This is a genomic window from Variovorax sp. OK605 (genome assembly GCF_900115445.1).
GTDB lineage: Bacteria > Pseudomonadota > Gammaproteobacteria > Burkholderiales > Burkholderiaceae_C > Variovorax.
The window spans coordinates 116,317-135,945 of sequence record NZ_FOWL01000007.1 but is presented as its reverse complement, the minus strand read 5'-3'; the positions used below and the strand labels follow the sequence as shown (position 1 = coordinate 135,945).

Below are 19,629 nucleotides of genomic sequence, written 5' to 3'. Positions count from 1 at the left end.
GATGCGGCCAGTCTTCGCAGACGACTCACCCATCGAGGAACTTGCGACATGGCAACCAGCAGCATCCTGGGCGGCGATCTTCCGCCCAACGAACCCAAGGGCACCGGCGTGGACAGCCTGGGCCCGAGCGACTCCAGCGACAGCGGCAGCGACGCCGCGGGCACCGAAGACCGTGCGTCTTCAGAGGGAGGGCTCGAGGAAGCGACGAACGCGGACATCCTCCCCGACCGCGTGGGCGTGTTCCCCGATGCCGCCTCGGAAGTGGCCACGTCCCCTGAAGACCCCGAAGCGGCAAGCGCCGCGGACCTGGCGGACACAGACGGCGAGCCCGAAGACGAAGAGAACGACTGACGCCCGCTTGATGTGCGTTCGATGACGCCCTCGGCGGGCCGCAGAATTCACGCATGACCAACCCACCCGATGCCGCGGCCGGCGCGCTCGTGGAACGCCTGCTTGCGTTGCCGCGCCGGTATCGGATGCCGGCCTTGCCGCCCGACCTGGCTGCCGCCGTGCGCACCGGCAACGACGCCACGATCGCCTTCGCACTCGAGGCGGCCCGGGTCGCCGTGTCGCAAGGCGCCGCACCCGCGACGAACCTGCGCGAAGCGTTCGAAGCTGCGCTTGCGGCCACCATTCAGCGCGCAATATCACCGGCGCACGGCGACCCCATGTTCCAGGCCGCGGTCTTGCAGTCGCAGGACGCACAGGTCCAGCAATGGCTGGCACTCGAAGCATTCGCCATCAGCGACGCGCGCAATGTGCGCGGCCTGGTGGATGCCTTCGCGCATCCGGGCAAGCTGCACGAGATGCCGCAGGGCCCGGGTCTGGAGGCGCTTGCCGGCCTCCATGCGCTGGCCCGTGCCGGCGATTGGCTCGGGCTCGCCGCCAAGGCTCGGTCCCTCGCGGTCATGCCGGCCGGCGACCCCTCGTTACGTGCCAGCAAGCAAGCGCTTGTCGACAGCGCCCTGCTGCAGCGGCGAGGCCAGGCGCAAGTGCTGGCAGCATCGGAAGCGGTGCGGCGCTACCAGGCCCTGCGTGCGCAGCGCACACCGGCAGCGGGCAGCGACGCCGCCTTGGCGCGCGGCCGGGCCGCCGCCCACGAAGGCGAGCAGGCCGAAGAGGCGGCTGCGCTTGCGATGCAACAGGCAGCAGACTTCCTGAACGCCGGTGCGGACCATGGCCATGCGCCCTACCGCGTGCTGCGCAGCCTTCGCACCCCTCGCGAGTTGACGGACGGCGCCCCGTACGCCAAGGAAGAGTGGGACGTGGCCATCGTGAAGAACATGGGCACCGACGTGAACGAGCTCGTCCTGATGGCCGAAGTCAAGGCGGCGCCCACGGCCGCCGCCGCCGACCTGTCCCGGCTTGTGCGCGGCCTGGCACAGCTTGCGAACGCGCAGGCAGGTGCCGCCTATGCCTTCGCTTGTGACGAGGGCGCCGTGCGACTCAGCGGCAGCTCGCTGCGGGCGCTGCAGCCGAGCGATGAAGCCGTTCCCCCCCAGGTCATCTACCTGTGTTCGGCGCCGGTGGAGCCACGCACGCCGGTGCTCGACGCGTCGAGCAAGACGCTGCTGCTGGCCGACGCTGCGAGCCTGCATTTCGCCGCGGCAATCGGCGCCGGTGCATCGCCGGACGCGGCGTGCCTGGCGCCCGTGTGGGACGCCGTCACCAGCGAGCCGCGGATGCGCTCGGTGCTGCATCAGTACGACACCGCGCGCCGCGCGCGCGAGATCATGCTGAACACCGGCGATGTGTTGCTCGCCGTAGCGCAACGCCGGGGCAGCACGGCGCCCGCAGGTCAGCTCCCATGAAGATCGCCACTTTCAACGTCAACGGCATCGGCAGCCGGCTCGAACGCCTCCTCGAATGGCTGGCACAGACGAAGCCCGACGTCGCCTGCCTGCAGGAACTCAAGTCGCCGAACGAGAAGCTGCCGCTCGATGCGATCCGAAGCGCCGGCTACGGCGTCGTCGCCCACGGCCAGCGCGCCTGGAATGGCGTCGCCATCCTCGCGCGCGGACGCGAACCCGTGGAGACCGGCCGCGGCCTGCCCGGCATGGAAGCCGATCCGCAGAGCCGGTACATCGAGGCGGTGGTCAACGGCGTGCTGGTCGGCTGCCTCTACCTGCCCAACGGCAATCCGCAACCGGGGCCGAAGTTCGACTACAAGTTCGAATGGTTCAAGGCATTCAACCGGCATGCGAAGAAGCTTTTTGCAAGCGGCATGCCCGTGGTGCTGGCGGGTGACTACAACGTCGTGCCGACCGATGCCGACATCTACAACCCGGCCTCGTGGCGCGAAGACGCGCTTTTGCAACCCGAGAGCCGCGAGGCGTTCGCGCAGTTGCTGAAGCAGGGCTGGACCGATGCCATTCGCGCCTGCCATCCGGAGCGCGCGCCCTTCACCTTCTGGACGTACTGGCGCAACCGCTATCCACGCGACGCCGGGCTTCGCATCGACCACCTTCTGCTCAACGCCGAACTCGCGCCGATGCTTCGCGCGGCCGGTGTCGACCGCGATGTGCGGGGGCGCACTGGCGCGAGCGACCATGCGCCGGCCTGGATCGAACTCGACGTTCCTTGAGCGTCCGCGTCCGCCGCAGCAGCGGCGCGCCCAACGCCGCGCGCGTCAACGGCGCCGATGGCCAAGCCGCCCGGCACGGTCTTTCTGCAACGCCTTCAAGGTCACCAGCTTCTCGCCGCAGTCGGCCGTCGTGGCCACGACGAGCAGCGGATTGCGCCGGCGCGCCTCGATCGACTTTTCCGCTTTCTCGAGGTCCTTGTCACCCGCGATGAGACCCGCGGCAACGGCCGCCTTGGACTGCTTGTAGAACTGCTTTTCGTAACCCGGGGTGCCGCATCGCGCCGCAATCACGCGATAGTCCGCTTCCTGCTGCAGCGCGGCTTCGTCGGCCATGCTGCGGTCCTGCCCGGCATCGCAGACCTGCCAGGCCAGCACCAGCGCCATTGCCGTGGCCCACAGCAGCGCCCTTCGAATCCCGGGCGAATCAGCCCTGCCAGAACAGCCGCGGACGACGGTGGAATCGGACATCTTGGAACTCCCGAACACAACGGCAACCGGGGCGGTGCCATGGTGTGGGCCACGCCATCTTCGCCCCGATCCGTTACCGGAATATCGGACACGGCCGCGACATTTTGTAAGTGCTTCGAAGGGGTCGCTTACGCAAGCATTCAGAAAACGTTCAGGTCGGCCAAGCACAGTCCCGGGCATGACCACGCCGAACAAGCCGCAGAAAAATCCGGGCGACAACCGGGGTGCCTTGCTCGGACCGAAGCGCGCTCAAGCTTCCAGGCAAGGCGACCAGTTCATTCAATTGCGTCCCTCGTTGCAGGCACGAGAACTCATCGTGCTGAATGCCGTGTCGACGCTCCCGACCGAATGCCACACCCCCACGGCCGCCGTGCTCGAACTGATGCGCAGGGACCTCGGCATTCCTTATTCGACGCTGGCGGCCATCATCCGGCGGCTGGAGCGAAAAGGCGCGCTCCGCCTGGGGCGCGTCAAGCCCTTGCCCTGACATCGCCCTTCACGGGCACGCCGCGCGTCAGTTGACCGGCAGTTCGGCGCTGCGGATCAGGTGCCCCCACTTCTGCTTCTCGGCCGCGCCGAAGGCCTTGAGCTCCTCGCCCGACTTGACCACGGGGTCGATGCCCAGCCCCAGCAAGCGCTCGCGCACCGCCTCCTTGCCCAGCACCTTGGCCAGCGCGGCCGACAGCACCCGCGTCGTTTCGGCCGGCACGCCCTTCGGCGCGTACACCACCGTCCAGCCGAAGAGCTCGTAGCCCGCAACACCCTGCTCCGCCACCGACTTGACGCCCGGCAGCAGGTTGCTGGCATGCGCCGCGGTGATGCCGAGCGCCTTCACCTGCTTCGCCTGTATCGCGCCCCGCAGCGAGGTGATGGTGTCGACCATGAACTCCAGCTGGCCGCCGATGACGGCCGTGACCGCCTCGCCGCTGCCCTTGAAGTCCACCGGAAACATCGTCACGCCCGCGTCTCGCTTCAGCGATTCGTACGCCAGCCGGCTGGTGGTGGTCGAGACGGCAATGTCGAGCTTCTCGGGCCGCGCCTTCGCCGCCTGGATCAGGCCCTGGACATCGTTGATCTTGCTGCCGGCATTCGCCACGAAGACCAGCGGCAGGATGCCGATCATGCCCACGGGCTCGAAGTCTCCGGGCTCGTAGCCGGGCCGCGAGTACAGGAAGAAGTTGGCCGCGTTCGTGGCGTTGGTGCCGACGAACAGCGTGTAGCCGTCCGCCGCCGAGCGCGCCGCGAGCTGGGCGCCGATGTTGCCGCCCGCACCGGCACGGTTCTCCACGTAGACGGGCTGGTTCAACTCCTTGCCGAGCGCGTCGGCCACATAGCGCGCGGCGATGTCGGTGCCCTGCCCGGCCGCGTACGGCACGATCATGCGGATCGATTTGCTCGGGTAGCTTTCGGCATGGGCCCACAGCGCGGTGCTGCCGAGCACGGCGAGGCAAAGAACGCGCGGGACAAGTCGCGAAAGAAGGCGGCGAAGGGTGTTCATGGTGGCGTCCGGTTCAGGCTTCAGGCGGTGGCGTCGGCTGGCATGGCGGCGGCGCTGGGGACGGAGACGACGCCCTCGTCCAGCAGGCCCTGGATGGCGGGCACGGGCATTCCCATCTCGCGCAGGATCTCGACGGTGTGCTCGCCGCACAACGGCGGCGGCCGACGCTGCGCGCCGCGCTCACCGTCGAAGCGCAGCGGCTGCGCCACGCCCTTGAGCGGGCCGAACAGCGGGTGCTCGTGGCGCAGCAGCATGCCCGACGCCTCGAAGTGCGGGTGCGCCGACATCTCGCCCAGGTTGTGCACCGCGGAACACGGAATGCCGGCGGCGTCGAGCAGCGGTATCCAGTGGGCGCGCTCGTGCGTGCTCAACGCCTGGCGCACCAGCGCCTCGGTTTCGGCGCGCCGCTTCACGCGCTCGGCGTTGGTGGCCAGCACGCGCAGCGCGAAGTTGTTGTCCAGGCCGGTGATGGCGCAGAACTTGGCCCACAGCACGTCGTTCGCCACACCGACGATCAGCAGCTTGTCGGCCGTCTCGAATGCGCCGTAGGGGCACAGCGACGCATGGCCCACGCCGGCCTTCACCGGCTCGCGGCCCGTCTCCCAGTAGTTCTGTAGAAAGTAGCCCAGGAAGGCGGCCGAGGTGTCGAACAGAGACGCCTCGACCGTGCCGCCCACGCCGGTCGTGCTGCGGCGCAGCAAGGCGGCCAGAATGCCGATCAGCGCATGCAGGCCGGTGCCCTGGTCCACCGGAGAGAAGGGGCTGCGCATCGGCGGGCTGTTCGCATCGCCGGTGATCGACAGCATGCCGCTGAAGGCCTGCAGGATCAGGTCGTAGCCCTTGCCCTCGCGCATCGGCCCGACCGAACCGAAACCCGAGATCGCGCAATACACCAGGCGCGGATTGATCGCGCGCAGCGCGGCGGCATCCACGCCCAGGCGCGCGGCCACACCCGGCGCGAAGCTCTCGATCACCACGTCCGCGTTCGCGGCCAGCTTGTGGACGACTTCGCGGCCGGTGTCGCTCTTCAGGTCGAGCGCAATGCTGCGCTTGTTGCGGTTGGCGCTGAGGAAGGGGCCCGACATGCGATGCCCTTCGGCGCCCGCGCGAAACTCCGGCCACGAGCGCGTGTCGTCGCCCGCGCCGGTCGTCTCGACCTTGATCACATCGGCCCCCATGTCGCCGAGGTACTGAGCGCACAACGGGCCCGCAAGCACGCGTGAAAGATCGAGAACCCGGGTGCCGGCGAGCGGCCCCTGCACATGTGCATCGCGAGGAGAAATCGTCATGCAAGGGATTCTGGATATCTCGCGATGACTCGTAAAATTAATTTTCGATACCGACTCATTAAGAATATTCATGCACGTCTCCGACCACGCCTTGCGCTGCTTCCTGGCCCTTGCGGAGACGGGCCAATTCACCGCGGCGGCGGAACGTTGCCACCTGACCCAGTCGGCGTTGAGCCAGATGATTTCGCGGCTGGAAGAGCGTGTGGGCGTACGGCTTTTCGACCGGGGCAACCGCTCGGCCACGCTCACCGACGCGGGCCGCCGCTTCGTGGTGAGCGCCCGGCGCATCGCGCTCGAACTCGACCATGCGCTCGAAGACCTGCGCGACGTGGCCAACCTGCGAACAGGCCATGTGTCGATGGCCGTGGTGCCCTCGCTCGCGGGCACGTGGCTGCCCGGCGTGCTGCATGACTTTCGCGGGCAGTACCCGGGCGTGGGCGTGCAGCTTCACGACGTGTCCTCCGTGCGCTGCAACGAGCTCGTGCAGCAAGGCGTGGTCGACATCGCGCTCAACTCCTTGCCCGGCCGCCCCGGTGAGCTGCAGGCGCGCCATCTCTTCGATGAACCGATGTACGTGGTGTGCGCGCTCGATCACGCCCTGGCCAAGCGCAGGAGCCTGTCGCTGCAGGCCCTGCGCGGTGCACGCCTGCTGCAGCTCAACGGCATGAGCGGCATGCTGGTACGCACCGCCAATGGCTTGGAGATGGCGCAGCAGGTGCTGCTCAAGGCGGGCGTGGTGAACACCGGGATCGAGGTGAACAACCTCTCCACGCTGGCCGGGCTGGTGGCTGCCGGCTTCGGCGTCTGCCTGTCGCCGGAAGCCTCATTGCCCCAGTTCAGCCTGCTGCCGACCGTGGCCGTGCGGCTCCAGTCGCACAGCATGGTGCGGCCCATCTACTGCACGCACCGCAAGAGCCGCGAGCTGAGCCCGGCCGCGGTGGCGTTCTGCGACATCCTGTTCAGCCACCCGATGCCGGGCCAGCGTCACTGAAGGCCACTGAGCGCGGCGCCTTGCAAGAAAGCTAGAGCGCGATCCGTCCGTGCGGGTGGGTGCTGCTCACGCCGCCATCGACCGCATACCACTGGCCCGTGACGAACGAACTGTCGTCGCTCGCCAGGAACGCGGCCATGGCCGCAATCTCCTCGGGCCGGCCGGCGCGCTTCATCGGCGTCATGTGGCCGATGCGCGCTTCCACGCCGCGCTCGCGCGCCTGCTCGAACACCTTGCGCGTCATCTGCGTCTCGACCAGGCCCGGCAGGATCGCGTTCACACGCACGCCGGTGCCGCTGAACGCATTGGCCGAGGTCTGCACCAGGCTGTTCACGGCCGCTTTGCTCGCGCTGTACGAGATGGCGCCCGCATTGGCCCTCAGCGACGCGGCCGACGAGGTGAGGATGATCGAGCCGCTGCCCTGCCCCGTCATGTGGCGCCCCGCATGTTTCACCGCAAGAAAGCAACTGAGCGTGTTGACGCGCCAGACCTCGTTCCACTCGTCCACGCTCTGTTCGAGCAGCGGCGTGTTGGTGCCGGGCGTGGCGGCGTTGGCGAAGAACACGTCGAGCCCGCCGAAGGCGGCGACGCAACGCGCCACCATGGCCTCGACATTGGCCTCGACCGTGGCATCGACCACCATCGCTTCGGCGCGCCCGCCAGCCGCGCGCACCAGCGCCGCGGTCTCTTCGGTATTGCCGCTGCTGCGCCCGACCACCAGCACCGCGGCGCCCTCCTGCGCAAAGCGCAGCGCGCTCGCGCGGCCGATGCCGCTGCCCGCACCGGTGATCACCGCGCGCCTGCCTTCGAGTCTGTTCATGGCCACCTCTTCGAATTGAATCAATCAATGACAGCGTGCCGGTGCGCGGCTTCAGCGCGTGGCGATGGTCCAGCCGCCGTCGGCCACGATCTCCGCGCCCTGCACGTACCGGCTGTCGTCGCTCGCCAGGAAGGCCGCGACCGACGCAATTTCCCCCGGCTCGCCGAAGCGACCGAGCGGCATGGCCGACAGGCGTGCCGCCACGGTGGCCTCGTCGAACTGCGCCACCGACGCGGGCGTGCCCACCATGCCCGGCACGATCGCGTTCACGCGGATGCCGTGCGGGCTGAGTTCGACGGCAGACGCGCGCGTCAGGCCCAGCACGCCGGCCTTCATGGCGGCATAGGCGATGGAATGCGTCAGCGCCTGCAGCGCCGATGTGGAGCTGAGGTTGACGATGGCACCACCGCCGCGCCGCTTCATCTGCGGCGCCACGGCCTGCGTGGTCCAGATCAGGCCCTTCAGGCCGACGTCGAACATGCGGCCGACGCTCTCCTCGTCCACATCGGCCAGCGGCTGGAAGCGCGCCCACACGGCGTTGTTGACGAGCACGCCGACCGGCGCGCCGAAGTCGCGTTCGACAGCTTCGAATGCCGCGGCAACCGACTCCCTGCGGCCCACGTCGGCCGTGTAGCCCCGCACTTCGGCGCCCGACTCGCGCAGCCTCTGCACGGCCGTGTCGAGCCGCGCGGCGCCGACGTCAAGGCACGCGATGCGCCCGCCTTCCGCGGCAAAGCGCTCGGCTATCGCAAGCCCGATGCCGCGCGCGGCGCCGGTCACCACGCAGACAGTGCCCAGGAGGCGGCGCGCTACCGGCACGGCAGGTTCCGTCATTGCGCCTGTGCTCCGGCTTGCAGCATCGCGCCGCTGTCGCGCAGGGCCGCGATGTCGGCTGCCGCCACACCCCATTCCGCGAGCACCTCGCCGCTGTGCTGCCCGCTCGCGGGCGCTGGCCGGCGCAAGGCCGACGGCGTGCGCGTGAAGCGCGGCGCGGGGCTGGCATGGCGCACGCCGTCGAAGCGCGTGAAGACCTCGCGCGACTGCATGTGCGCATGCGCGGGCGCCTCGTCGAGGTCCAGCACGGGCGAGAAGCAGGCATCGCGTCCGCGCATGACCTCCACCCATTCGTCGCGCGAGCGTGTCTTGAAGACCCGGGCGAAGCGTTCGCGCATCGCAGGCCAATGGGTGCGGTCGTTCTGCGCGGGAAGTTGCGTCGCGTCGAGGTCCATGCCCGCAAGCAACGCCCGGTAGAAACGCTCCTCGATGGCGCCCACCGCAATGTATTTGCCGTCGCGCGTCTCGTAAGTGCCGTAGTAGGGCGCGCCGCCGTCGACGACGTTCTCTCCGCGATCGGCCGTCCATTCGCCCATCTGGCGGAACGCAGAGAAGGCCGACATCAGGTTCGCGAGTCCGTCGACCATCGCGGCATCGACGACCTGCCCCTGGCCCGAACGCCGCGCCTCGGTGAGCGCCGCGAGCACGCCCACGGCCAGGTACATGGCGCCACCGCCAAGGTCGGCCGCAAGGTTCAGCGGCGGCACCGGCGGCCTGCCCTTCTCGCCGATGCAATGCAGCGCACCGCTGAGCGCGAGGTAGTTGATGTCGTGGCCGACCTCTTGCGCCAGCGGCCCTTGCTGGCCCCAGCCGGTCATGCGGCCATACACGAGCCGGGGGTTCACGGCCAGGCAGTCGTCAGGTCCCAGGCCGAGCCGCTCGGCCACGCCGGGTCTGAAGCCCTCGATCAGGATGTCGGCGTGCCGCGCCAGTTGCAGCGCAGCCTGCACGGCCGGCCGGGCCTTCAGGTCGAGCGCCACGGAGCGCTTGTTGCGGTTGTAGAAATCGAACCGCGGCGGCACCGGCGTGCCGAGGTCGATGGCGGTGGCGCGGTCGATGCGCACCACATCGGCGCCCATGTCGGCCAGCAATGCACCGCAGAACGGCGCAGGGCCGATGGCTGGCAGCTCCAGCACGCGAACTCCGCTGAGCGGTCCCGACATCGCAGCTCCTTCGAATTGATTCACTACCGTACCAAATCGATTATGAAGACGGCGAAGACCGGAGGTCAACCGCTTCGCATCGGCTTGTGTTCGGTGTTTTCCATTATTCGTATGGTAGTGAACGGTCTATATGCTCACGATGATGAAAGCAGCTGTTCTTCGAGAGCGAGGCCGAGACGGTCTTTGCGTGCGCGACGTTCCCGCGCCGGTGCGCCGCGCCGGCGAGGTGCTGCTGCGCGTGCACGCCGCGGCCTTGAACCGCGTCGACCTGTACATGCGCGACAGCGGCAGCGGCATCACGCACAGCCTGCCGCAGACGCTGGGCGTCGAGGCCGCAGGCGTGGTCGTGGAAGCCGACGCCGACAGCGGGCTCGTGCCCGGGCAGAAGGCCGTCATCTACTCGAACGCCTTCTGCGGACAGTGCCGCTACTGCCTGGCCGGCGACCAGCCGCTGTGCCTGCGCGCGCACATCATGGGCGAGCACCGCGACGGCGGCTTCGCCGAGTACGTGGCAATGCCCGCGCGCTGCGTGCTGCCGCTGCCGGACCACGTCGACCTGGCGGAGGCCGGCGCCTTGCTGGCCGCATACCTGACGGCCTGGCGAATGCTGTTCGGCAAGCGCGCGCTGCGCCCCGGCGAAACCGTGCTGGTGGCCGGCGTGGGCGGCGGCGTGGCCGTGGCCTGCCTGCAACTCGCGGTGCACGCGGGCGCGCGGGTGCTGGTGACTTCGTCGAGCGACCAGAAGCTGGCGCGCGCGCAAGCATTGGGCGCCAGCGGCGCCATCAATTACCGGCGCGAGAAGGTCGCCAAACGCGTGATGGAGATGACCGGCGGCGAAGGCGTCGACATGGTCATCGACAGCTCCGGCGCCGCGAGCTGGGACGACTCCCTGCGTTCGCTGCGCCGCGGCGGCCGCCTCGTGACCTGTGGCGCGACCACGGGGTCCAACCCGCCCGCGGATCTGCAGCGCATCTTCATCCGTCAGCTCGAGGTGTACGGCTCCACGGGCGGCAGTGTCGAGGAATGCCGGCAGCTGATTGCGCTGTTCGCCAGCGGGGCGGTGCGCCCGGTGATCGACCGCCGCTTTGCGCTCGACGACATCCGGTCGGCATTCGACGCGCTGTCCGACGGCAGCCAGTTCGGCAAGCTCGTCGTCACGATGACCTGAGCGCGGGCCGGTTCACGACACACGCATGAAACAGCTTCTTCTCGTCAGACACGGCCTGCCCGACGAAGGCCACGCGTTGCAGCCCGGCGATCCGCCGCTGCATGCCAAGGGCCACGCGCAGGCCCGCACGCTGGCCCTGCGCCGCCTGGCGTTCGAGCCGATCGACCGCATCGTGTGCAGCCCGCAGCAGCGCGCGCTGGACACCGCGGCACCGCTGGCGCGCCTGCTGGGGCTGGAGATCGAAGTCATCGACGGCCTCGCGGAGTGCGACCGCCACACCAGCCGCTATCGCTCGCCGGACACCATCCGCCGCGAGGAGCCGCACCGCTGGGCCGAATTTCTCGCGTCGCCGCCGCGCTTCCTGGGCATCGATCCCGACGTCTTTCGCCAGACCGTGCTCGACACCTTCGCCGCATTGCTGGCCGACGCGCGGGGCACCGCGATTGCGGTGTTCTCCCACGGCATGCCGATCAAGACGCTGGTCGCGCATGCGATGCGCATGCCCGGCACGGACACCTTCTCGCTCGACCATTGCTCGGTGACGCGGGTCGTCGGCGGCTCGCTCGACGACGCGCGGGTGCGCACGCTCAACGAGTCGACGCCCTGAGCGGGTTGGGCGGTCCGAACGCGCCTTCGGCACGCAAGGCGGCCACCTCGCGCGCATCGATGCCCCAAGCTGCCAGCGCTTGCGACGGGTCTTCGGCGGCTGGCACGGGCAAGGTCGGCGTGGCGGGCACCGTTCGGCTGAAACGCGGCGCCGGCGCGGGCTGCACCACGCCACCCACCTCGACGAAAGTGCCACGCGCGCGGTTGTGCGGGTGCGCCACGGCCTCGTCCAACGCAAGCACCGGCGCGAAGCACACATCGCTGCCTTCCAGCAACGCACACCACTCGGCGCGGGTCTTGCCGCGGAACACGCCGGCCAGCTTCTCTCGGAACGCGGGCCAGCTGCCGCGGTCGAGCTGGTCGGGCAACGCCGTGCCTGCAAGACCGGTCAGGCGAAGCAGTTCGGCATAGAACTGTGGCTCCGCCGACGCGATGCTCACGTACAACCCGTCGGCGGTTTCGTACACGCCGTACCAGGGCGCCGTCTCGCCGTCGAGCACGTTCTCGCCGCGCGTGTCGCTCCACTGCCCCGCTGCGCGGGAGGCGTGCATGTAGGTCATGAGCGAGGCCGCGCCGTCGACCATCGCGGCGTCGACCACCTGCCCCTGCCCCGAGCGCCGCGCCTCCAGCAGCGCACAGACGATGCCGAACGCCAGGTACATGCCGCCCCCGCCGAAGTCGCCGACCAGGTTCAGCGGCACCGCGGGCGCGCCGCCCTTGGGGCCGATCGCGTGCAGCGCGCCGGTGAGCGCGATGTAGTTGATGTCGTGGCCCGCCGCTTGCGCGAGCGGTCCGTCCTGTCCCCAGCCCGTCATGCGGCCGTAGACCAGGCGCGGGTTCGCGGCCAGGCAGGTGTCGGGGCCGAAACCGAGCCGCTCCATCACGCCCGGGCGAAAGCCTTCGATGAACGCGTCGGCGCCGCCCAGCAGCCGGTGCAGCATGGCGGCGCCGGCAGGCGACTTCAGGTCGAGCGCCACGGCGCGCCGGCTGCGGTCCAGCAAGGCCACGCGCGGGTGCCCCGGCGGCACGGCCTGCGCGGGCCGCTCGATGCGCAGCACCTCCGCCCCCATGTCGGCCAGCATCATCGCGGCGAACGGACCGGGCGCGAGCCCTGCCATCTCCACGACCTTGATTCCTTGCAGGGGTCCCATGGGTTTCGCTCCGGTTGTCTCGATGAACGGAGGTTCAGCGCGCCGCGGCGTAGGTGTCGCGCAGCTGGCGCTTCAGCACCTTGCCGATGTCGCTGCGCGGCAGGCTGTCGACCACGCGCAGGTCCGCCAGCCGCTGCGCCTTGCCCAGGCGTTCGTTGGCCCAGGCCATCAGGGCGCTGGCCGTCACCGCCGCCTGCTCGCGCAGCACCACGCAAGCCATCGGCGACTCGCCCCACTGCGCGGAGGCGATGCCGAACACGGCCGCCTCGGCCACGTCGGGGTGGCCTCGCAATACCGCCTCGAGATCGACCGGGTACACGTTGAAGCCGCCCGAAATGATCATGTCCTTCTTGCGGTCCAGCAGCACCAGGTAGCCGTCTTCGTCGAAGCGGCCGGTGTCGCCGCTGCGAATGAAGCGCCGGCCCTCGCCGTCGAACCATTCCGCCTCGGCGGTCTTGGCCGGCAGGTTGTGGTAGCCGACCATCATGGTGCCGGAGCGCCCGACGATCTCACCGATCTCCCCGCGCGGCAGCTCCCGGCCCTCTTCGTCGATCACCCGCATGTCGTGGCCCGGCGCGGGCTGGCCCACGGTGTGCAGCTTGTCGGGCCTGTCGTGCGCGGGCAGCGCGCACACGCCACCGCCCTCGGTCATGCCGTAGTACTCGGTGAGCCCGCCCGGCCAGCGCGCCAGCACATCGGCCTTGAGCGCCGCCGGAAACGGCGCGCTGCCGCAGGACTTCATGCGGAACGACGACAGGTCGTACGCACCGAAATCCGGCCGCGCCATGATCCGCTGGAACTGCACCGGCACCATCATGCTGTGCGTCACGCGGTGCGCCTGCGCCAGCGCGAGGTAGCCGCCCGCATCGAACTTGCGCATCAGCACCACCTTGGCGCCCAGCGACAGCGCCGGCAGGAAGCTCGACAGCGTCATGTTCGAGTACAGCGGAATCGACACCAGCGTGACCGCGTCCGGCCCGTAGCCCAGCGAGGTGAACAGCTTCACCTGCGCCCAGCGGAAGGCATGCGGCATCACGATGCCCTTCGGCGTGCCGGTGGTGCCCGAGGAATAGATGATGTTGAAGGGCGCCTCGGGGTGCAGCGTCACCGCTTCGGGCGTCGCTCCGGCAGGTGCCAGCCAGGCGGAAAGCGCCGTGGCGTGGTCGGCGTCGTCCAGCGCGACGAGGCGCGCGGACACGCTGGCCGCCACATCGCCCATCGACTGCGCGACCCCATGGTCGAGGAAGAACAGCCTGGCGCCCGAATCGGCCACCATCGCGGCCAGCCCTTCGGGCGTGGCATCTGGCGCAAGAGGCGCCACCACCACGCCGGCGCGCACGCTCCCGAGGAACACCGCGGCGTAGGCCAGCGACGTCGTCGCGCTGATGGCCACCACGTCGCCTGGCCGGAGGCCGTCGCGCTGCAGGGCGGCGGCCACGCGGTCCATCCACGCGTCGAGCGCCGCGTAACCGAGGCCCTCGCCTTCGAGGAAGAGCGCGGTGTGCGCCGGCTCGCGCAGCGCGTGCGCGTGGATCAGCTGCGCGACCGTGCCGAAGTCCTGCGACAGCAGTTCCGGGATCTGCATGGCGGGCCGCGCCGCGCTTCCTACATCTTGCATTCGGCATTCACCGGCGGCGCAACCTGCGCCGTCGGCTCGATCGACTTCATCACGATCTCGCCCTTGCCTTCACCGGCCTTCGCAGCCTGCACCACCACCAGCGGGCGCAGCAGCTGATGGTCCGCCGCGCGCATCTCGACATCGCCCACCACCGTCGTGGTCTTCAACCCCGACAGCGCCGTGCGCACCGCCGCCACGTCCGCCGACTTGGCCTTCAGGATCGCCTGGTGCACCAACTCGAAGGACATGTAGGCATCCGCGTCGATGTAGGTCGGCTTGCGCTTGTAGCGCGCCTCGAAGGCCTTCACGAACGCCGCATTGCGTTCTCCCGGCATGGTCCAGAAGTAGCTCTGCGCGGACCACAGGCCCACGCTCGCGTCGCCGTGCGCGCCAATCAATATCTCGTTGACCATCGAGGCGGACAGCACCGTCTTGTACTTCTCGAACAGCTTGAACGCCTGCTGCTGCTTCACCAGCGCGATGCCGCCCGACGAGGGGTAGTACATCAGCAGGCCTTCGGCCGGCTTGTCGAGCAGCTGCGCAATGTAGCTGCCGAGGTCCGACGCGGTGATGGGCGCAAACAGCGTCTTGTTGACCTTGCCGCCGCTTTCCTGCATGGCGGCGGTGAAGCGCTTCGCGGTGTCGTGGCCCACCGCGATGTCGGCCATCAGCAGGTCCCAGTTCTTGATGCCGCTGGCCTTGGTCTGCTCGCGGAAGCTGTTGACCATCATGCCGTCGGTGATGCCCACGCGAAAGTAGTTGGCGCCGCAGTTCTTGCCCGTCAGGTCGTCGGAGGCGGCCGTGGCGTCGATGAACAGGGCGTTCAGCCCCGGCATCTTCGACGCGATGGCCAGCGAAGTGCCCGAGGGGTTGAGACCGGTGAAGAACGACACACCCTGCTGCTCCACCAGCCGCGTTGCCGCCGCGATGGCCGAGGCCGGCGTGCCCGCATGGTTCTGCGTGACCAGCTCGTACTTGCGGCCCAGTGCCCCGCCCTGCGCGTTGAGCTGCTCCACCGCGAAGGCCGCGCCGTCGTTCACGTACGCACCGCTGACCGCGAAGGGCCCCGTGTCGATGTTCACCACGCCGAGCTTGATGGTGTTCTGCGCCATGGCGCCGCCCTGCAGCACCACGGCGGCGGCCACGGCCGCCAGCAACTTCTTGATCATCTGCGTTCCTTCTTTTGGTTCAAAAGGCCAGGGCAGCACGGTGCTGCTCGGTGTCGATGTCGGCGGTGCGGCCCCGGTCGATGATTTCGCCCTTGGCCATCACCACGAAGCGCTGGCTCACGCGGCGCACCAGGTTCAGGTGCTGCTCGACCATCAGCACGCCGGTGCCGGCCGCGCGGATCTTGTTGAACACGTCCGCCAGGTCGTCCACCAGCACGGGCGAGAGCCCTTCGGAAGGTTCGTCGAGCAGCAGCACGCGCGGGTTGCCGAGCAGCGCCCGGCCCACCGCCAGCATCTGCTGCTGGCCGCCGCTGAGCTCGTTGCCCATGCGGTCGCGCCGCTCGTGCAGCACGGGAAACAACTTGTAGACGGTGTCCATGGTCCAGTGGCCCTTGCGGCCGCAGGCCATGCCCAGGCGCAGGTTCTCGCCGACCGTGAGGTGCGCCAGGATCATCCGGCCCTGCGGCGAGAGCGTGACGCCCTGCATGGCCGCGCGGTAGGCCGGCAGCTTCTGCAGCGCGACGCCGCCCACCTCGATGCTGCCGCCGCTCACCGTGGTGCCGCCGAAGAAGGACAGCAGCAGCGTCGACTTGCCCGCGCCGTTCTTGCCGACCACGGCCACCGCCTCGCCCTCTTCGACCTGCAGGTCGACATTGCGCAGCACCACCGACTTGCCGTAGCCGGCACGCAGTCCCTTGACGTCGATGAAGCTCATGCGGCGGTCCCCAGGTAGGCGGCAATCACCTTCGGGTCGCTGCGCACCTGCGCGGGCGAGCCGTTGGCCAGCAGGCGCCCGAGGTCGAGCGCGGTGATGGTGTCGCAGAAGCGGAAGACGGCGTCCACGTCGTGCTCCACCACCAGCGCGGTCACGTTGCGCTGGCGCACCACGGTGGCCAAGTGCTGGAACAGCATGACGGTCTCGCTGGTCGACAGGCCCGCGGCCGGTTCGTCGAGCAGCATCAGCGTGGGCTGGCCGACCAGCGCCAGCGCGATGTCCACGCGGCGCTGGTCGCCGTAGGCAATGCTGTCGGCGATCTCGTCGTACACCGGGCCCAGCGCCAGCGCGTCGACGATGCCCGCCAGGTCGGGTTCGCCGAGCTGCGAGGCGACCAGCTCCAGCTGCTCGCCCACGCGAACGCCCGGGAAGATGCTGGTGCGCTGGAACGACCGCGACATGCCCAGGCGGCGGCGCTGCGCCACCGAGCGGTTCGTGATGTCCTGCCCGTCGACAAAGACGCGCCCACGCGTCGGCTTGCGCCGGCCGGTGATGGCGTCCATCAGCGTGGACTTGCCCGCCCCGTTCGGTCCGATCACGCCGTGCAGCACGCCGTGCTGCGCCACTTCGAGGTTCACGCCCTCCAGCGCCTTCACGCTGCCGTAGGACACGCTCAGGTCTTCAACGCGCAGCATGGCCGCTCCCTTCCTTGGCACCCGCCGCGGCGCCGCGCTTGAACAGCCGCGCCATGGCGTTGCGGATGAAACCCATGATCCCCTCCGGGAACGCCACGATCACCAGCACCACGCCGAGGCCCGTCAGCAACTCGAGGTGCCCGGTCGCGCCGAACTGGTCTTGCCCGATCACATAGAGCAACGCGCCCAGCACCGGCCCGGCGACCGTGCTGACCCCACCGATCAGGGTCGACACCAGGCCGTTGCCACCCGTCGCGAAGTCCAGCAGCTCGGGCGAGGCGAAGGCCGTGTACAGCCCCGTCAACAGGCCCGAGACGGCCGCGATGAAGCCCGACAGCGTGAACGCCAGCACGCGCGGCAGGTAGGTGTTGAAACCCGAGAAGCGCATGCGCTCCTCGTTGGCGCGAATCGCGCGCAGCACGCTGCCGGTGCGCGAGCGGCCCACCGCCCAGGCCAGCAGCATCACGCCGCACAGCGCGAGCCAGGCCACCGGCCAGAAGCCCTCGGGCTTGGAGAGCTGCGCCTGCGTGAGGCCGAAGAAGGTGCCGCTGAAATTCAGCGCCAGCCCGTCGTCGCCACCGGTGATGGGGCGGAAGTCGGTGATCATCACCATCGAGCGCAGCATCTGCGCAAGCGCCAGCGTGAGCATCGCGAACGGCAGCGGCCGGGCCCGCACCACCAGCATGCCGATCACCGCGGACAGCAGCGTCGCGGCCACCAGCGTGAACACGGCCGCCGTCATGGCGTTCCAGCCGAAGCGCGTCACGGCAATGGCGAACAGGTAGGTCGCGCTGCCCGTGAAGGCGGCCGCGCCGAACATCATCAGCCCGCTCTGGTGCGCCAAAAAGCCGATGGCCAGGGCCGCGATGCCGAGCGTGATCGCGTTGACCAGCAGCCCGAGATAGAAGGTGCTCTTGAGCACGCTCGGCACGAACAGCCCGAGCACGATGAGCACCGCCACCACCAGGCCGGGCTTCAGCAGCCCGGCGCCCTTCGTGCTTCCGGCCGATGCAGCGCCTGCCATTTGCGAAACACCGGGTGCGCGCGGCGCCACCGCCGGAGAGACAGGTACCGCGGCCATCATGCGACCCTCCCGCGGCCCAGGCCCTGCGGCCGCCACAGCAGCACGATGAACAGCAACAGGTAAGGCGCCATCACCGCCAGCGTGGGCGAGATCAGCGCGCCGATCACCTGGATCAGCCCGAACACCACCGCCGCGGCAATCGCCCCGCCGATGCTGCCCAGCCCGCCGATCACCACCACGATCAGGCAACTGATGAGAATGGACGAGCCCATCGCCGGGTCCACCGACAGGTAGGGCCCCGCCAGCACACCGGCCAGCCCGGCGAACCCGGTGCCCAGGCACACCACCAGCAGGCTCAGCCGGTCGGTGTTCACGCCCATCATGCGCGCCACCATCGGCTGCTGGCTCACGGCGCGCACGTGCATGCCGGAGCGCGTCCACTTGAGCCATGCCGCCAGCAGCACGCAGGTGCCGAAGCCCATCGCAATCAGGAAGATGCGGTACGCCGGGTAGGCATGGCCGAACAGGTCGAGCGAACCCGCCAGCGAAGGCGGTGCCGACACCGACAGCGGCGCCGTGCCCCAGACCTTGATGACGACCTGGCTCAGGATCAACGCCAGCCCGAAGGTGACGAGCGCCACGTCCATGTGCGAGCGGCGCTGCAGCGGGCGAATGGCCGCGTACTCGAACAGCACGCCCAGCAGCGCCAGCAGCAGCGGCACGATGACCAGCGCCGCCCAGAAGTTGAAGAGCCCCGAGAAGGTGTAGCCCAGGTACGCGCCCAGCATGAAGAGCGCGCCGTGACCGAAATTCATCACGTCGCGCAGCCCGAAGATCAGCGCCAGCCCGCTGGCCAGGATGGTGAGCAGCGAGGCCAGCGCCAGGGCGTTGGCCAGCTGCGCGATGTTGAGTGCCTGTGAAAAGTCCATGGGGTCGGCTCCGGGTCAGCGGTCGATGAAGCGGCATTCGCCGCGGTCGAGCACGGTCACGCCGCGCTCGACGGCCAGCGCGCGAAAACGCACGGTGTCGCCCTCTTCGAAGAGTTCGACGCGAATGGTCTCGCCCGGGTACGCCGGCTGGGCGAAGCGCACCGCCATCGAGTGCAGGCGCTCCGGGCGGCGCGGGCTGCAGTGCTTGAGCAGCGCGCGGCAGGCCAGGCCCATGGTGTTCAGCCCGTGGGAAATCGGCCGCTCGAAGCCCGCGCGGCGCGCCACCTCGGGGTCGGCGTGGATCGGCATGTAGTCGCGGCTCGCGAGCCGGTAGAACAGTGCCGCCTGCGGTGCGGTGCGGTAGTCGATGCGCGCGCTGGGCACGGCGCCTTCGGGCAAGGCGCGCGTGCCCGATGGCGCTGTGCCGTGGCTGCCGCAACCACCGTCGCCGCGCAGGAACTCGACGGAACGCAGGCTGGCCAATGCCTCGCCGGTGTCGGCATCGGTGATCTCGGTGTCGAAATGAATCAACGCGCCGCGGCCAACGCCCTTGTCCTGCACCGCGCGAATGCCGTAGCTGGCGCGCACGGCGCCTTCGTGCGGCAGCGGGCGGTGCAGCTCGAAGCGCATCTCGCCGTGCAGGATCTTCACCCAGTCGATGCCCGTGGCCGGGTCCGCATGCCAGAACGCGGGCCAGCCCAGCACCATGCACTGGCTGGGCACGGCGCGCTGCTCTCGGCCCTCGTAGACGTGAAGAAGCTCGTCTTCGTCGAGCGGGTCGGAGCCCATGCCCAAGCCAAGCGCATACAGCGCCGAATCGCGCCAGTCGTAGCTTTGTACCGCGGGCGCGAAGCGGCGCGCGATGACGTTCTGCAGATTCATGGTGTGTGGCTTGTCTCCACTTGGG

General features: G+C 69.3%; 21 protein-coding genes. 7 read left to right on the top strand and 14 right to left on the bottom strand.

From position 1 onward, the window contains the following. The first annotated feature begins 48 nt into the window (after positions 1-48). Genes BM013_RS19390 through BM013_RS19380 form a run of 3 tightly spaced genes read left to right on the top strand, consistent with a single transcriptional unit; the run spans position 49 to position 2,584 of the window. A complete protein-coding gene (locus BM013_RS19390; protein WP_093129277.1) occupies positions 49-351 on the top strand; it encodes a hypothetical protein in 303 nt (100 codons plus the stop codon). A gap of 53 nt (positions 352-404) precedes the next feature. Further along, positions 405-1,811, top strand: coding sequence for a hypothetical protein (locus BM013_RS19385; RefSeq protein ID WP_093129276.1), 1,407 nt, complete (start codon positions 405-407; stop codon positions 1,809-1,811). Then, positions 1,808-2,584, top strand: a complete 777-nt coding sequence (locus BM013_RS19380; RefSeq protein ID WP_093129275.1) for an exodeoxyribonuclease III — start codon at positions 1,808-1,810, stop codon at positions 2,582-2,584. Before BM013_RS19385 ends, BM013_RS19380 begins: the two co-directional genes overlap by 4 nt. Positions 2,585-2,629: 45 nt before the next feature. Here BM013_RS19380 and BM013_RS19375 read toward each other — a convergent pair whose 3' ends face one another. Beyond that, a complete protein-coding gene (locus BM013_RS19375) occupies positions 2,630-3,052 on the bottom strand; it encodes a hypothetical protein (protein ID WP_143098308.1) in 423 nt (140 codons plus the stop codon). Positions 3,053-3,230: 178 nt separating this feature from the next. Here BM013_RS19375 and BM013_RS40565 point away from each other — a divergent pair, with 178 nt between their 5' ends. Further along, positions 3,231-3,539: a BlaI/MecI/CopY family transcriptional regulator gene (locus BM013_RS40565; RefSeq protein WP_143098307.1), complete on the top strand. Its 309-nt coding sequence runs from the start codon at positions 3,231-3,233 to the stop codon at positions 3,537-3,539. Between the two features lie 27 nt (positions 3,540-3,566). On the opposite strand, the gene BM013_RS19365 is transcribed toward BM013_RS40565, so the two are convergent. Both BM013_RS19365 and BM013_RS19360 read right to left on the bottom strand, forming a co-directional pair. Beyond that, positions 3,567-4,550 carry a Bug family tripartite tricarboxylate transporter substrate binding protein gene (locus tag BM013_RS19365; RefSeq protein WP_093129272.1) on the bottom strand — a complete coding sequence of 328 codons (984 nt, stop codon included), beginning with the start codon at positions 4,548-4,550 and terminating at the stop codon, positions 3,567-3,569. Between the two features lie 20 nt (positions 4,551-4,570). Further along, positions 4,571-5,839, bottom strand: a complete 1,269-nt coding sequence (locus BM013_RS19360) for a CaiB/BaiF CoA transferase family protein (RefSeq protein ID WP_093129271.1) — start codon at positions 5,837-5,839, stop codon at positions 4,571-4,573. 70 nt (positions 5,840-5,909) lie between these two features. Here BM013_RS19360 and BM013_RS19355 point away from each other — a divergent pair, with 70 nt between their 5' ends. Then, a complete protein-coding gene (locus BM013_RS19355; RefSeq protein WP_093129270.1) occupies positions 5,910-6,830 on the top strand; it encodes a LysR family transcriptional regulator in 921 nt (306 codons plus the stop codon). Positions 6,831-6,861: 31 nt separating this feature from the next. On the opposite strand, the gene BM013_RS19350 is transcribed toward BM013_RS19355, so the two are convergent. From BM013_RS19350 to BM013_RS19340, 3 genes are read right to left on the bottom strand one after another with little or no spacing between them, the layout of a single operon-like run. Then, positions 6,862-7,650: an SDR family NAD(P)-dependent oxidoreductase gene (locus tag BM013_RS19350; RefSeq protein ID WP_093129537.1), complete on the bottom strand. Its 789-nt coding sequence runs from the start codon at positions 7,648-7,650 to the stop codon at positions 6,862-6,864. Positions 7,651-7,701: 51 nt separating this feature from the next. After that, on the bottom strand, positions 7,702-8,484 hold the full coding sequence (locus BM013_RS19345) for an SDR family NAD(P)-dependent oxidoreductase (protein ID WP_177225510.1): 783 nt from the start codon (positions 8,482-8,484) through the stop codon (positions 7,702-7,704). After that, on the bottom strand, positions 8,481-9,647 hold the full coding sequence (locus BM013_RS19340; RefSeq protein ID WP_093129268.1) for a CaiB/BaiF CoA transferase family protein: 1,167 nt from the start codon (positions 9,645-9,647) through the stop codon (positions 8,481-8,483). Before BM013_RS19340 ends, BM013_RS19345 begins: the two co-directional genes overlap by 4 nt. 187 nt (positions 9,648-9,834) lie before the next feature. Here BM013_RS19340 and BM013_RS19335 point away from each other — a divergent pair, with 187 nt between their 5' ends. Together BM013_RS19335 and BM013_RS19330 are read left to right on the top strand one after the other, a co-directional pair. Next, a complete protein-coding gene (locus tag BM013_RS19335) occupies positions 9,835-10,815 on the top strand; it encodes a zinc-binding dehydrogenase (protein WP_256221561.1) in 981 nt (326 codons plus the stop codon). A 25-nt stretch (positions 10,816-10,840) separates the two neighbouring features. Continuing rightward, positions 10,841-11,422, top strand: coding sequence for a histidine phosphatase family protein (locus tag BM013_RS19330; protein ID WP_093129267.1), 582 nt, complete (start codon positions 10,841-10,843; stop codon positions 11,420-11,422). On the opposite strand, the gene BM013_RS19325 is transcribed toward BM013_RS19330, so the two are convergent. The 8 genes from BM013_RS19325 to BM013_RS19290 are packed head-to-tail and all read right to left on the bottom strand — an operon-like array spanning position 11,403 to position 19,604. Beyond that, positions 11,403-12,572: a CaiB/BaiF CoA transferase family protein gene (locus tag BM013_RS19325; RefSeq protein WP_093129266.1), complete on the bottom strand. Its 1,170-nt coding sequence runs from the start codon at positions 12,570-12,572 to the stop codon at positions 11,403-11,405. The two genes, BM013_RS19330 and BM013_RS19325, sit on opposite strands and share 20 nt — an antisense overlap. 34 nt (positions 12,573-12,606) lie before the next feature. Next, entirely contained in the window at positions 12,607-14,157 is a 1,551-nt protein-coding gene (locus tag BM013_RS19320) for a class I adenylate-forming enzyme family protein (protein WP_093129265.1), read from the bottom strand. Positions 14,158-14,177: 20 nt separating this feature from the next. Then, complete coding sequence (locus BM013_RS19315) at positions 14,178-15,359, bottom strand: ABC transporter substrate-binding protein (RefSeq protein ID WP_093129264.1); 1,182 nt, start codon at positions 15,357-15,359, stop codon at positions 14,178-14,180. A 19-nt stretch (positions 15,360-15,378) separates the two neighbouring features. Continuing rightward, a complete protein-coding gene (locus BM013_RS19310; RefSeq protein ID WP_093129263.1) occupies positions 15,379-16,074 on the bottom strand; it encodes an ABC transporter ATP-binding protein in 696 nt (231 codons plus the stop codon). Beyond that, positions 16,071-16,769 (bottom strand): ABC transporter ATP-binding protein, encoded by a 699-nt coding sequence (locus BM013_RS19305; protein WP_093129262.1) that lies wholly within the window; start codon positions 16,767-16,769, stop codon positions 16,071-16,073. The genes BM013_RS19310 and BM013_RS19305 overlap by 4 nt, the downstream gene beginning before the upstream one ends. Further along, on the bottom strand, positions 16,756-17,793 hold the full coding sequence (locus BM013_RS19300; protein ID WP_177225509.1) for a branched-chain amino acid ABC transporter permease: 1,038 nt from the start codon (positions 17,791-17,793) through the stop codon (positions 16,756-16,758). The genes BM013_RS19305 and BM013_RS19300 overlap by 14 nt, the downstream gene beginning before the upstream one ends. Before the next feature lie 56 nt (positions 17,794-17,849). Beyond that, the gene (locus BM013_RS19295; protein ID WP_093129260.1) at positions 17,850-18,722 is read right to left on the bottom strand and encodes a branched-chain amino acid ABC transporter permease; all 873 of its coding nucleotides are present in this window, start codon (positions 18,720-18,722) and stop codon (positions 17,850-17,852) included. A gap of 15 nt (positions 18,723-18,737) precedes the next feature. Next, complete coding sequence (locus BM013_RS19290; RefSeq protein ID WP_093129259.1) at positions 18,738-19,604, bottom strand: MaoC/PaaZ C-terminal domain-containing protein; 867 nt, start codon at positions 19,602-19,604, stop codon at positions 18,738-18,740. Positions 19,605-19,629: the final 25 nt, after the last annotated feature.